The sequence below is a fragment of the Salinispora goodfellowii genome, from assembly GCF_059570675.1.
In genome coordinates this window covers 114,085-126,811 of sequence record NZ_JCANTD010000005.1, presented here as the reverse complement: position 1 = coordinate 126,811, position 12,727 = coordinate 114,085, and the positions used below count along the sequence as shown (strand labels likewise).

Genomic DNA, 12,727 nt, shown 5'->3' with positions numbered 1-12,727 from the left:
GCCGACCGCGCCACCTCACGCCGCCACCAGGTTGGGCGCGGCGTCGGTTACCCCGGCGACCCGGGGCGGCGGTACCGCGTTGACCAGCCGCCGGATGACCGACTCGGCCGACACTCCGTCGGCGACCGCGTCGAAGGAGAGGACCAGCCGGTGGGCAAGCACATCGGGCGCCAACTCGCGGACATCTTCGGGCAGCACGTACTCCCGGCTACGCAGCAGGGCCTGGGCTCGGGCGGCGGCGACCAGACCGAGGGTGGCGCGGGGACTCGCCCCGTAGGCGAGCAGCGGGGCGACGTCGGGCAGGCCGAACCGGCTCGGGTCCCGGGTGGCCAGGATCAGCCGAACCACGTACTCGGCGAGCGCGTGGTGCACGAAGACCCGGCTCGCCCGGGCCTGGAGGGCGAGCAGCCGTTGCGGGTCGAGTACCGGCTGGGGCGTCGGCCGGTCGCTACTCATCCGGTAGAGGATGGCGAGTTCGTCGGCGTCGCTCGGGTAGTCCACCGTCACCTTCATCAGGAACCGGTCTCGCTGCGCCTCCGGTAGCTGGTACACCCCCTCGGACTCGATCGGGTTCTGGGTGGCCAACACCAGGAACGGCGCCGGGACCTCCCAGCTCCGCCCGCCGATCGAGACCTGGCGTTCGGCCATCGCCTCCAGCAACGCGGACTGCACCTTCGCCGGAGCGCGATTGATCTCGTCGGCGAGGACCAGGTTGGCCATGACCGGACCCAGCTCGACATCGAATGTCTCCCGGGACGCCCGATAGACGCGGGTGCCGACGATGTCGGAGGGAACCAGGTCGGGAGTGAACTGGATGCGGGAGAAGCTGCCGCCGACCACGGTGGCGAGGGTTTGCGCGGCAAGTGTCTTCGCGACGCCGGGCACCCCTTCCAGGAGGCAGTGTCCGTCGGCGATCAGCGCGGTGAGTAGGCGTTCCACGAGCCGGTCCTGCCCAACGATCACGCGCTGGACCTCGGCGAGAGTCTGTCGTAGCTCGGTGCCAGCTGCGTCGGGATCGACCGAGCTGGGCTCGGGGGCCAAGGTGTCCGAGATGTCCGTCACGGTGCTTGCTTCCCGCGTCGGACGGCGGACAAACGTCGGACTTACTGCACTGGAAAGCCCACTACCGATAATTCTCCTTGATACTGGACAAAACCCGTCGAACGCCCAAGGACTTCGACAGCTTCGGCGCGGGCTGGAACGGCTGGACCCCTGGCGGAGCAGGCTGGGGATGGGATGCAGCGGAAGCTACCCAGCTGACCACGGACTAACGCCACCCACGCGCCCGCCGACGTGACCCCCCGACCCGGACATTCGGCCGACGAACGTGCTGGTCATCGGCGTAGGCCAGCAATGACCGGCCCGCGCGCAGGCCCGGCGCCGGTTCCCGCCGCGACACTTGCCGGATGACTCGTTCATTTACATCGAGAGGCTCGATGGTGAGAGCCACGGACAAGCCAAGCCGTCGGGCCATGTTCGTCAGGAAAGCGGCGAAACTGCTGAGCGGACTAGCCGTGCTGACGGTCGTCGTCGGAGCGGCCGCCACGCCCGCGCAGGCGACGCCGACGCTCATGGCACCGTCCGCGAACACCGCCACCACGCGCACACCCGTCGGCGGCGGCAACGGCATCATCTTCCTGCTCCATCCGACCCCGGAGGCGCCCACCAGCTTCGGCGTCTGCACTCTCACCGCGGTCGGCCGCGATGGGACCGGCAATCTGGTGGCCCTGACCAACGCACACTGCTTCATCGACACCGAGGGCAACAAACTGGTCGGCGAAGAGGTCTATCTCGACTCCTCACCGGCCGGGACGGCGGCCGCCCCCGCCCCGGTCGAGCAGAGCCGTCCGGACCTGACGACCGGCCCCATCGGCACGGTGACCTACGTCAGTACGCCCAACAACCTACTCAACACCGGCCCCAAGGGTCTGGACTTCGCGGTGATACTTCTGGACGAAACCAGGGTCACACCCACCAGCACCGTCGGCGGGGTGACCATCACCGCGATTGGACCCCCACCCGCCACCGGAACCCGCATGTGCAAACAGGGGCATAGGACCGGTCTCACCTGCGGCATACGGCTGGGCACCAACGGCATCTGGTTCACCCACCTCGTCTGGACCTGGTCCGGGGACTCCGGCGCCCCCGTCGTCGTCGGCCAGACGCTGGTAGGCAACGCGTGGGGCCTCCAGCACAGCTCGCCGATCCTGAGCATCATCGACGAGATGAACGCGGTGGGCGGCGTCGGCGCAGGATTCCACCTCGTCTCCTGACGGCCCGGGGTAGGTGCGTGGCGGGGAAGAAGCGAGAAGGGCCCCCGCGCTGGCCGAGCACGAAGCACGCCAGCGCGGGGGTCAGGCCACGGCGAAGCCGAGCGGCGCCGCGGCGGCAGGGCGAACAGACCCGATTCGCCTACTGCCGTTGCAGTACTAGCTAGGCTGCGCTCGTGGCGGAGACAGGTACCCCCCTTCGGCGGCCGACAACTTTGACCGTGGCCGGTTGGCTGGCCGTGACACCGGGTGCCGCCTGGGCCGCGGTACGCCTGCTCGGCCTCGACCACGGGCCCCTCGTCCAGCTGCTGGCCTTCACCCCGTACGCCGCCGCGGGCAGCCTGCTCCCCCTGATCCTGCTCCTCGCGTTGCGATGCTGGCGGCCGGCGGTGGTGGCGGCGGCGGCGACCCTGGCCCTGGTCGCCGTGGTGGCACCGCGGACGTTCGAGTCCACCCCGCCGGCCGCCACCGGCCCACCGGTACGGCTGCTGACCGCCAACCTGCTGGCCGGCTCCGCCGACGCCGAGGCGCTGGTTGGCCTCGTCCGCCGGCACTCGGTGGAGGTGTTGGCCGTACAGGAGTTCACCCCGGCGATCGCGGCCGAGTTGGATCGATTGGGGCTCGACCAGCTCCTGCCGTACCGGGAACTACACCCCGTCGAGGGGACCCCCGGCTCCGGGCTGTACGCGCGCTACCCGATCAGCGCGGGCGGCGTGCGGCACAGCAGCAACGGCTGGGGCTTCCTCCAGGCGTACGGAACCGTCGCCGTCCCGGCGGCGGCGCCGGTCCAGGTCGAGTCGGTGCACCCCGCCGCCCCGTACGCGATCGACCAGGTCGGAAACTGGCGCCGGGACCTCGCCGCCCAGCCCCCCGCCACCCCGGACGGGCAGCTCCGCATCCTCGCCGGCGACTTCAACGCCACCCTCGACCACGCCCCGCTGCGCGCCCTGCTGGACACCGGGTACGTGGACGCGGCCGACGCTGCCGGAACCGGGCTCACCGGCACGTGGGGGCCGTACGACGGTGGTCTGATTCCGCCGGTGACCATCGACCACGTGTTGGTGGACCGGCGGATCGCGGTCCAGGCCGCCGCGGTGTACGCGATCCCGGGCAGCGACCACCGCGCGGTCTTCACCGACCTGCGCCTCCCGCCGGCTGGGTGAACCCGGACCGTCCGCCCCGAGCCTGGTCCAGCCCGTAGGTCAGGGCGTCAACCAGCGCGTCCCAACTCGCCTCCACCACGTTGGGGTGCACACCCACCGTGGTCCAGTCCCGACCGCCGTGGTCCGACGTCTCCACCAGCACCCGGGTCACCGCCCCGGTGCCGTGGCTGCCCGCCAGAATCCCCACCTTGTAGTCGGCCAACTCGAAGTCGCGCAGCTCGGGGTAGTGCGCGACCAGACCGGCGCGCAGCGCCTCGTCGAGCGCGTTGACCGGGCCGTTCCCCTCCGCGGTGGCGATCACCCGCTCGCCGCGTACCCAGATCTTGACGGTCGCCTCGGAGACCACCGCGCCGTCCTCGCGGTGCTCGACCAGGATCCGGTAGGACTCCAGCGTGAACGGTCGGGGCGGCGCCGCGTCCGGCAGCTCGGAGCGGACCAGCAGCTCGAACGAGGCGTCGGCGGCCTCGAACGACCAGCCCTCGGCCTCCAGCTCCTTGACCCGCTTGGTGACCCGGCTCAGCGTCTCCGGGTGGTCGGCCAGGTCGAGGCCCAGCTCCCGGCTCTTGAGTTCGATGCTGGCCCGGCCGGCCATCTCGGTGACGAGGATGCGCATCCGGTTTCCCACCAGCTGTGGGTCGATGTGGTTGTAGAACAACGGATCCACCTTGATCGCACTCGCGTGCAACCCCGCCTTGTGGGCAAAGGCCGCCGCCCCGACGTACGCCTGGTGGTCGTCGGGGGCCATGGTGGCGAGCTCGGCGATGCCGCGGGACACCCGCACCATCTGCTCCAGGCAGCCCTCGGGTAGGACCGGCAGCCCGAGCTTGAGTTGCAGGTTCGCCACCACGGCGAAGAGGTCGGCGTTGCCGGGTCGCTCGCCGTACCCGTTGGCGGTGCCCTGCACGTGCCGCACGCCCGCCTCCACCGCGGCGATGGTGTTGGCGACCGCGCAGGCGGTGTCGTCCTGGGTGTGAATGCCGAGTTGCTCGGGCGCCACCGGAAGCCGGGCGGTGAGGTCGGCGATCACGGCGGTGACCTGGGACGGGAGCATGCCACCGTTGGTGTCACAGAGCACGAACCGCTCGGCACCGGCGGCGAGTGCGGCCTCGACCACCGACGAGGTGTACCCGGGGTCGTCGCGGTAGCCGTCGAAGAAGTGCTCCCCGTCGACGAAGACCCGCCGCCCCTGCGTCACCAGGTACGTCACGGTGTCGTGGACCATCGCCAGGTTTTCGTTGGCGGTGGTGCGTAGGGCCCCCCGCACGTGCCGCAGGTCCGCCTTGGCGACCAGCGTGACGGCGGGGGTCTCGGCGGCGAGCAGGCTGCGTACCTGCGGGTCGTCGTCGGCCTGCCGGCCGGGGCGCCGGGTGGCACCGAAGGCCACCAGCACCGCGTGGCGCAGGTCGAGTTCGGTACGGGCCAGGCGGAAGAACTCGGTGTCCTTCGGTACCGCGCCCGGCCACCCTCCCTCGATGAAGCCCACCCCGAACTCGTCGAGGAGCCGGGCCACCGCGAGTTTGTCGGCCACCGTGTAGCTGAGCCCCTCGCGCTGGGCGCCGTCACGCAAGGTCGTGTCATAGACCTGGAAGGTCATCAGGATCCTCTCTGCGGCAACAAAAAGACCCCCCACGAACGTGGGAGGTCTGCGCGCTCGGCGGACGGAGGCCGGCGCGCTAACGGCGAATAATCAGGACGGTGTGGTGCACAGAGCTCACTGTGCCAGGCACGGGCCCGGCGGGGCAGCCGAATCCGCATTCCGGGACGACGCTCGGAGCTCGTCGGCCTCGACACACCCGAACCACGTGCGGCGCACGAACGGCCTTCCCCGCTGGTTCCGCGGAGCGGCCTTCCCGCCGGCGACACGTACTCGGCCATCCCACCGGGCATGACCCGAAAAGGGTGATCGGTGGGACACCTTCGGCACGCACGCTTCAGCGCGGAGCCGCAGCAACCGATGCCGGTTCAGCCGGACCGGATGGGAACCACGCCAACGGCACCCAGCCTGCTGGCGGCCGACGTGGTCCACCGAGCCCGAAAACTGGCCAACGGGGGCGCGGTAAGCCTCTTCGCCGACCTGGCCCCCTCCGTGAGCTGGCGCGACAACCTACTCTCGGTCGCCCACCCGCGCTTCACCGGTCACCGCCAACTCCGCGGCGAGGGCTTGTTGCTCGTCCCGTCGGCGTTCGGGTGGCCGACCGTCTTCTCCAGCACCCTGCCACCATGGCAACCTACCCTGACCTATCCCGCGCGGGGCGTGGCGACCCGGTGGGAGAAGCGGACAGCCGCAACCGTCCCGGCGCTCGAGCACGTGCTCGGCCGGTCGCGGACCCGACTACTGCTGGAACTGGAGGTGCCGGCGTCCACAACGGAGTTGGCTCACCGCACCGGGCTGAGCCCGGGGGCCGTGTCGCAGCACCTGAGCCGGTTGCGTTCCGCCGGCCTGGTGAACGCGTCGCGCAGTGGTCGCCTGGTGCTGCACTTCTGGACCGATGCGAGCGAGACCCTGCTGACCGGGGTACCCACCTGACACCAGATTGGTGGGACACAGGCGCCGGGTCATACCGCTACCGTGTCAGGGTGGATCCCATTGAAGTAACTCAATTCGACAGTCTGTTCAACTTCCGCGACGTCGGCGGGCCCGCCGGCCACGACGGGCGCATCGTCCGCAGTGGCCGGCTCTTCCGCTCGGACACCCCGCACCGGCTGGCCGGCGCCGACCGGACGGCGTTCGCCGCGTTCGGCGTCCGCACCGTGCTCGACCTACGACGACCGGACGAAGTGGACCGGGATGGCCGGATCCCGGACTTTGCGGGGCTGACCTGGCGGCACATCCACCCGGAGCACGCCGAATGGGCCGACACCCCGTACCAACCCGGTGCCGACCTGGCCCGCTACCTCGCCGACCGGTACGCCGACCTGGCCTCGACCGGCACCGCCGGCCTGGCCGCCGCGATCGGTCTGATCGCGGACGAGACCAACGCCCCGCTCCTGGTGCACTGCGTCGCCGGCAAGGATCGGACCGGCATTGTCTGCGGTCTCACCCTGGCCGTGCTGGGCGTCTCCGACGCTGAGATCGCCACCGACTACGCGTTGAGCACCGCGGCCGGCGAGCGCTTCCGGGCCTGGTTCGCCACGACGGGCAAGACGTTGCACCCGGCGCTGCCGCCGCTGGGCTGTCCCGAGGAGGCGATGCTGCTGTTCCTCGCCGAGCTGCGCGACCGCTACGGCACGGTCGAGGGCTACCTGCGCCACGCGGGTGTCACCGACGCCCAGGTGGCCGCGCTCCGCGACCACCTGCTGGAGTAGCCGCAAACCTCAGAGCACGTGGTGGACCCAGTTCTGCGGATCCGCGGCCTTGCCCCGCTGGATGTCGACGAGTTGCTGGCGCAGGGCCGTGGTGACCGGGCCGGTTTCACCGCCACCGATGCGGAACTCACCGTCGGGAGAGCGGACCGCGCCGACCGGATTGATCACCGCGGCCGTGCCGCAGGCGAAGACCTCGCGCAGTCGACCGCTCGCCGCGTCGGCCTGCCAGTCGGCGAAGGCGATCGGCTGCTCCGCCACCCGGTGGCCGGCGGCGGCGGCGAGCGTGAGCACCGACTCCCGGGTGATGCCGGGCAGGATGGTCCCGGTCAGCGGCGGGGTGACCAGGGTGCCATCGTCGTAGACGAAGAAGAGGTTCATCCCGCCCAGTTCCTCAACGAAGCGGCGCTCCACCGCGTCCAGGAAGACGACCTGATCGCAGCCGTGCTCGATCGCCTCTGCCTGGGCCACCAGCGAGCTGGCGTAGTTGCCGCCGCACTTGGCCGCGCCGGTACCCCCGGGCGCGGCCCGGGTGTAGTCCGGCGAGGCCCAGACGGTCACCGGCTTCACCCCACCGGAGAAGTACGCACCGACCGGGGACGCGATCACCGCGTAGAGGTATTCGTTGGCGGGCCGCACCCCGAGGAAGACCTCGCTGGCGAACATGAACGGCCGCAGGTAGAGGCTGCCGTCCTCCCCCTCGGGAATCCAGTCCCGGTCCACCTCGATCAGCCGCTGCAGCGAGTCGACGAAGGCCTGCTCGGGGAGGGGAGGCATCGCCATCCGCCGGGCGGACGCGGCGAACCGGGCGGCGTTGGCGTACGGCCGGAACATCGTCACGCCGCCGCTGGCGGTGCGGTACGCCTTCATGCCCTCGAAGATTTCCTGGGCGTAGTGCAGGACCGCGGCGGCCGGGTCCATCGGGATCGGCGCCCGCGCCTCGACCCGGGCGTCGTACCAGCCCTTCCCGGCGGCGTAGCGGACAGTAACCATGTGGTCGGTGAAGACCCGCCCGAAGCCGGGGTTGGCCAGCAGCGTGCCCCGGTCCGCTGCGGATACCGGCGCGGAATTCGGACGGATCTCGAACTCGAGCTTGTCACCATCGCTCATCGCGCTGACCTCCCTGGATGGATGACGACGGCATGCGGCCCCGCGTGCCGAGCTGGTGCGAGCAAACTTACCCCGAACGGTCGTTCAGCGGGTAGCGGCATCGGGAGTGGCCCGCTCCGACTGGCACACCGGCCGCCGGACCGCCGTGCGGGTGGCTCGTCCCGGCTGCCCATCGGGACGAGGGCCGGGTTGTCGACCGCCTACCCACCGTGACCGAACGCGGGCCGCGGTGGCGGCTCACGGCCCGAGCGCGGTGGCGGCTGACGGTTCAGCCGGAGCGCGGTGGCGGCTGATGGTTCAGCCGGAGCGCGGTGGCGGCTGATGGTTCAGCCGGCCGCCAAACCTGCCAGCCGGTCGCCGACCTCCGCGGTGCGGACCGGCGCACCCGGCACCCGCCCGGCCAGCTCTGCCGCCACCGCGGCGGTGATCCGGGCTGCCGCCTCGGCGTGACCGAGTTGGTCGAGCAGGAGCGCGGCGGAGAGGACCGCTGCCACCGGGTCAGCCAGACCGCGACCGGCGATGTCCGGCGCGGAGCCGTGCACCGGCTCGAACATCGACGGGTACGCGCGTTCCGGATTGATGCTGCCGCTGGCCGCGAGCCCGATTCCGCCGGTGGTGGCGGCGGCGATGTCGGTGAGGATGTCACCGAAGAGGTTGTCGGTGACCAGCACGTCGTACCGCTGGGGCTGGGTCACCAGGAACATCGCGGCGGCGTCGACATGCTGGTATTCGGTGGTCACGTCCGGGTGCTCGGCGGCGACGTCGGCGAAGGCACGGGCCCAGAGCGAGCCGGCGTGGGTGAGCACGTTGGTCTTGTGTACGAGGGTGACCTTGCGCTGTTCCCGCCGTTCCGCCCGGCGGAACGCGTCCCGGATCACCCGCTCGACGCCGTGCCGGGTGTTCAGGCTCTCCTCGGTGGCGACCTCGGCCGCGGTACCGCGGTGCAGTGCGCCGCCCGCGCCGGCGTACAGCCCCTCGGTGCCTTCGCGGACCACCACCAGGTCGACCTCGCCGGCCTTGACGCCACCGAGGGGACTGCTCGTGCCGGCCCAGAGCCGGGCGGGGCGCAGGTTGACGTACTGGTCGAAGGCGAACCGCAGCCGCAGCAGCAGACCCCGCTCCAGCACGCCGGCCGGGATGCTGGGGTCACCGACAGCACCCAGCAGAATGGCGTCATGACCGGCCAGTTCCGCGAGGACCGAGTCGGGCAGCACCTCGCCGGTGCGGTGGTAACGCGCGGCGCCCAGGTCGTACTCGGTGGCCTGCACGTTCGGGAGCACCGCATCGATGACCTTGCGGGCCTGTGCGACCACCTCGGGGCCGATTCCGTCCCCGGCGACCACCGCGATCCGTGCCACGTCAACTCCTCTGCCTCGCTCGCTCGGCTCCGACCGTACGCCCCGGTCCCGAGCATCGGTACGACTCTTCCACTATTCGGGAAAAAATGCACAGGAGGCTTCCAGGTGACATTCATTCAGCGGTGATCTCCGCTGCCTACCCTGATCAGCAGCGGGGCTACGGGCCACACACCCGGGCCCACACCAAGACCGCGGCGCAACGGGGCCGTCGGCCGGGAGGCGGGATGAGAATGAGGATCGACGAACAGCCACGCAGCCACTGGAGCGGCTCGTCGCTACTCCGCCCGCAGCCGCGTCCGGACCTTCGCCTCGGCGGTAACCAGCGGCGGGTCGGCGGAGCAGGTCCGGCAACCGGGGAACGGATCGCCGTCACGCACACCGTCCGCACCACCATCGCCGAATACACGTTGCTGTTCAACGCACCGGACTGGCTGGGCCGCCGGGGCGTCAGCGCGGTGCTTCGAGACGCTGTCGCGGAGCTACGCGCGATCGACCTGGCCTACGGACCGAACCGGCCGGAGAGCCTGGTCTCCCGGTTACGGCGGGGGGAGGTCAGCCCCGAGTCGTACCCGCCGCTGACCGACCTGGTAGACCGCTGCACCGCGATGCGGGCCGCGACCGACGGCTGGTTCGACGCCTGGGCGGTGCCCGGCGGCTTCGACCCGGGAGGACTCCTGGGCGGCTGGGCAGTAGAACAGGCCGCGGCCCGGTTGCGGGCCGGGGGCATCCACGACTACGCCGTGCTCACCGGCGCCGACCTCGTCGTACGTGGGCACGCCGCGCACGGGGGACCATGGCGGGTCGCCGTGCACCACCCCACCAACCGGCGCCACACACCGCTGGTGTTGGAGATGACCGCCGGCGCGATCGGTACCTCCGGGGTAACCGGACGACGGGGGCACGTGGTGGATCCGCACACCGGCGAGCCCGCCGACCAGTTCATCGCCGCCACCGTCGTCGGGCCGGACCTCACCGTCGCCGACGCCTACGCCACCGCGCTCTACGCCGCCGGCCCGGCCGGCCTAGCCTGGTTCCATAGTGGAATGGACTATCGCGCCCTGCACGCTCACCGCCGCTGATCGACGCTCCGGGGCGCCATCCGCGCACCGGCCGGAGCGGGGTCACGATCGGCCCCCACAGTCTCGGCAACTACCGTGAGGGCCGGTCAGCGACGATTGCGCGTGGCTCGCGCATCCGAGGGGTGCGGACCAGCAGGGCCGGACGTCAACCTCGTCACCCGAAGACGGATCCACATCGCGGAATCAACCAGTAGCCGCATCGGTACGCTAGCGAATTGACATAACTCCACGCAAGAGGATCTACTGCCGACTCTCCTGACAGGAGGATGGACTGTTCGGGCAAGGGCGACTTCGACCTGGCAACCGACAACTGGCACGCTGTCCGCCGTGAGTTTCGATCTAAGCGTGTGGGCTCTGACATCCGGGGCAACGCCCGAGGACGTACGAACAGCCGTACGCCGGTGCCGAGCAGGCCAGCACACCGATCGCCAGCCTGACCCCCGGGTCGTCGGATTCTATCGGGCGATCACCGCCGCGTACCCGGAGCGACCGGACCTGGCGGACACCCCCTGGGCGTCAACACCACTACACACCGCCAGCGACCACATCGAGCTGAACCTGCATCCGACCTGCGCGGACCAGGTGCTGCTGGACATCGAGCGACTGGCCGGCGAACACCGACTGATGCTCTTCGACGTCCAGGACGGCTCGGTCTATCCGCCGCCCCAACGCACCGACGGCTGACCCTCCCGGCGACCAAGCCGGCACGCCGCCCCGTGCCCGGGAGCCCCCACGCCACGGAGGGCCCGCCGGGCGGGCCGAGCCCCTCCGTGGCTCGCGATCACTCCTCCCGCAGGTCGGCGGCGCTGGCCGAGGTCGCACCGACCGAACCGGCGACCGAGGTGAGCAGATCGGCGCCGAGCGCCTGGTCAACGGTGAGGGTCATCAGCGTCTCCCCACCGGCCTCCCGGCGGGCCACCTGCATCGCGGCGATATTGACGCCGGCCTCGCCGAGCAGGGTGCCGACCGCGCCGACCACACCGGGCCGGTCGGCGTAACGGAGAAAGACCAGGATGCCCTCCGCCCCGATCTCCACGTCGAAGCCGTCCACCTCGGTCAGCTTGTTGACGTCCCGGGCACCGGTGACGCTGGTGCCGGAGACGCTCACCGTCCGACCGTCCGGCAGGGCACCACGGATGGTGACCAGCAGCGCCTCCTCGGCCGTCTCGGGCCTGGTGACCAGCGACACCTCGACCCCGCGCTCGGCCGCCAGGTGCGGGGCGTTGACGTAGGTGACCTGCTCCTCCACCACCGAGCTGAACAGCCCCTTGGTCGCCGCGAGCTTGAGCACCGAGACGTCGTTGCTGACCACCTCGCCCCGCACGTCCACGGTCACGCTCGCGGCGATCCCGCCGGCCACCGCGGTGAAGGCCCGGCCGAGCTTCTCGGCCAGCGGCAGCAACGGTCGGACGTCCTCGGCGACCACGCCACCGGTCTGCACGTTCACCGCGTCCGGCACGAACTCGCCCTGCAACGCCAACTTCACACTGCGGGCCACGGCGAGGCCCGCCTTGTCCTGCGCCTCGTGCGTGGAGGCGCCCAGGTGTGGGGTGGCCACCACGTTGTCGAAGGCGAACAGCGGCGATGAGGTGCAGGGCTCCTTGGCGTACACATCGACGCCGGCCCCGGCGACCCGCCCCTCGGCGATGGCGTCCGCGAGGGCCTGCTCGTCCACGAGGCCACCCCGGGCGGCGTTGACGATCCGCACCCCGGGCTTGACGATCGCCAGCTCCTTCTCCCCGATCAGACCCACCGTCTCCGACGTCTTCGGCAGGTGGATGGAGATGAAGTCGCTCTGGCGCAGCAGCTCATCCAGGCCGACGAGGCGGACGCCGAGCTGCGCCGCCCGCGCCGGCTGGATGTAGGGGTCGTAGGCGATCAGCCGGGTACCGAACGCGGCGATCCGCTGTGCGAAGAGGACACCAATGCGCCCGAGGCCGACCACCCCGACGGTCTTGCCCTGCACCTCCACCCCGGTGTACTTCGACCGCTTCCACTCCCCCACCTTCAGCGCCGTGCTGGCGCTGGCGGTGTTCCGCGCGACCGCCAGCAGGAGGGCGACCGCCTGCTCGGCCGCGGAGACGATGTTGGAGGTCGGTGCGTTGACGACCATGACGCCGCGGGTGGTGGCCGCCGGCACCTCGACGTTGTCCAGGCCGACGCCGGCCCGGGCGACCACCTTGAGTCGTGGTGCCGCGGCGATCGCCTCAGCGTCGATTCGGGTCGCACTGCGGACGATGACCGCGTCCGCCTCGGCGAGTGCCGAGAGCAGGGCCGGACGGTCAGTGCCATCCACATGTCGGACGTCGAAGTCGTGGGCGAGCACCTCGATGGCGGCGGGAGCGAGTTCTTCGGCGATCAGTACGACGGGATTCATTGGTCCTCTAAATGTCGTCTATAGCGGTCGGCCGGGCGGCGGGGGCAGCACTGCGCCCCGCCCGCAA

11 protein-coding genes are annotated in these 12,727 nt (G+C 70.9%); 6 read left to right on the top strand and 5 right to left on the bottom strand.

From position 1 onward, the window contains the following. Positions 1-15 precede the first annotated feature (15 nt). Complete coding sequence (locus T398_RS08030; protein WP_496445723.1) at positions 16-1,062, bottom strand: AAA family ATPase; 1,047 nt, start codon at positions 1,060-1,062, stop codon at positions 16-18. Positions 1,063-1,472: 410 nt separating this feature from the next. On the opposite strand from T398_RS08030, the gene T398_RS08025 reads away from it, so the two are divergent. Both T398_RS08025 and T398_RS08020 read left to right on the top strand, forming a co-directional pair. Further along, positions 1,473-2,273: a chymotrypsin family serine protease gene (locus T398_RS08025; protein ID WP_496445722.1), complete on the top strand. Its 801-nt coding sequence runs from the start codon at positions 1,473-1,475 to the stop codon at positions 2,271-2,273. 218 nt (positions 2,274-2,491) lie between these two features. Next, positions 2,492-3,433 carry an endonuclease/exonuclease/phosphatase family protein gene (locus T398_RS08020; protein ID WP_496445721.1) on the top strand — a complete coding sequence of 314 codons (942 nt, stop codon included), beginning with the start codon at positions 2,492-2,494 and terminating at the stop codon, positions 3,431-3,433. Here T398_RS08020 and cimA read toward each other — a convergent pair. Continuing rightward, positions 3,402-5,027 (bottom strand): citramalate synthase, encoded by a 1,626-nt coding sequence (gene cimA, locus T398_RS08015; protein WP_496445720.1) that lies wholly within the window; start codon positions 5,025-5,027, stop codon positions 3,402-3,404. The two genes, T398_RS08020 and cimA, sit on opposite strands and share 32 nt — an antisense overlap. A 360-nt stretch (positions 5,028-5,387) precedes the next feature. On the opposite strand from cimA, the gene T398_RS08010 reads away from it, so the two are divergent. Next, complete coding sequence (locus T398_RS08010; RefSeq protein ID WP_496445719.1) at positions 5,388-5,960, top strand: ArsR/SmtB family transcription factor; 573 nt, start codon at positions 5,388-5,390, stop codon at positions 5,958-5,960. Between the two features lie 50 nt (positions 5,961-6,010). Further along, the gene (locus T398_RS08005) at positions 6,011-6,739 is read left to right on the top strand and encodes a tyrosine-protein phosphatase (RefSeq protein WP_496445718.1); all 729 of its coding nucleotides are present in this window, start codon (positions 6,011-6,013) and stop codon (positions 6,737-6,739) included. A 9-nt stretch (positions 6,740-6,748) separates the two neighbouring features. Here T398_RS08005 and T398_RS08000 read toward each other — a convergent pair whose 3' ends face one another. Both T398_RS08000 and T398_RS07995 read right to left on the bottom strand, forming a co-directional pair. Then, the gene (locus tag T398_RS08000) at positions 6,749-7,846 is read right to left on the bottom strand and encodes a branched-chain amino acid aminotransferase (protein WP_496445717.1); all 1,098 of its coding nucleotides are present in this window, start codon (positions 7,844-7,846) and stop codon (positions 6,749-6,751) included. 326 nt (positions 7,847-8,172) lie between these two features. Then, on the bottom strand, positions 8,173-9,204 hold the full coding sequence (locus T398_RS07995) for a 3-isopropylmalate dehydrogenase (RefSeq protein ID WP_496445716.1): 1,032 nt from the start codon (positions 9,202-9,204) through the stop codon (positions 8,173-8,175). A gap of 224 nt (positions 9,205-9,428) precedes the next feature. Here T398_RS07995 and T398_RS07990 point away from each other — a divergent pair, with 224 nt between their 5' ends. Then, a complete protein-coding gene (locus tag T398_RS07990) occupies positions 9,429-10,283 on the top strand; it encodes an FAD:protein FMN transferase (protein ID WP_496445715.1) in 855 nt (284 codons plus the stop codon). Positions 10,284-10,610: 327 nt separating this feature from the next. Next, positions 10,611-10,967 (top strand): hypothetical protein, encoded by a 357-nt coding sequence (locus tag T398_RS07985; protein WP_496445714.1) that lies wholly within the window; start codon positions 10,611-10,613, stop codon positions 10,965-10,967. Positions 10,968-11,064: 97 nt separating this feature from the next. On the opposite strand, the gene serA is transcribed toward T398_RS07985, so the two are convergent. After that, positions 11,065-12,660, bottom strand: a complete 1,596-nt coding sequence (serA, locus tag T398_RS07980) for a phosphoglycerate dehydrogenase (RefSeq protein WP_496445713.1) — start codon at positions 12,658-12,660, stop codon at positions 11,065-11,067. Positions 12,661-12,727: the final 67 nt, after the last annotated feature.

What these genes read in the sequence shown, in the direction of transcription:
- T398_RS08010 (WP_496445719.1), top strand. Translation starts at nt 5,388, where the DNA reads ATGCCGGTTCAGCCGGACCGGATGGGAACCACGCCAACGGCACCCAGC.
- T398_RS08025 (WP_496445722.1), top strand. Translation starts at nt 1,473, where the DNA reads ATGTTCGTCAGGAAAGCGGCGAAACTGCTGAGCGGACTAGCCGTGCTG.
- T398_RS08000 (WP_496445717.1), bottom strand. Translation starts at nt 7,846, where the DNA reads ATGAGCGATGGTGACAAGCTCGAGTTCGAGATCCGTCCGAATTCCGCG.
- T398_RS07990 (WP_496445715.1), top strand. Translation starts at nt 9,429, where the DNA reads ATGAGAATGAGGATCGACGAACAGCCACGCAGCCACTGGAGCGGCTCG.
- serA (WP_496445713.1), bottom strand. Translation starts at nt 12,660, where the DNA reads ATGAATCCCGTCGTACTGATCGCCGAAGAACTCGCTCCCGCCGCCATC.
- cimA (WP_496445720.1), bottom strand. Translation starts at nt 5,027, where the DNA reads ATGACCTTCCAGGTCTATGACACGACCTTGCGTGACGGCGCCCAGCGC.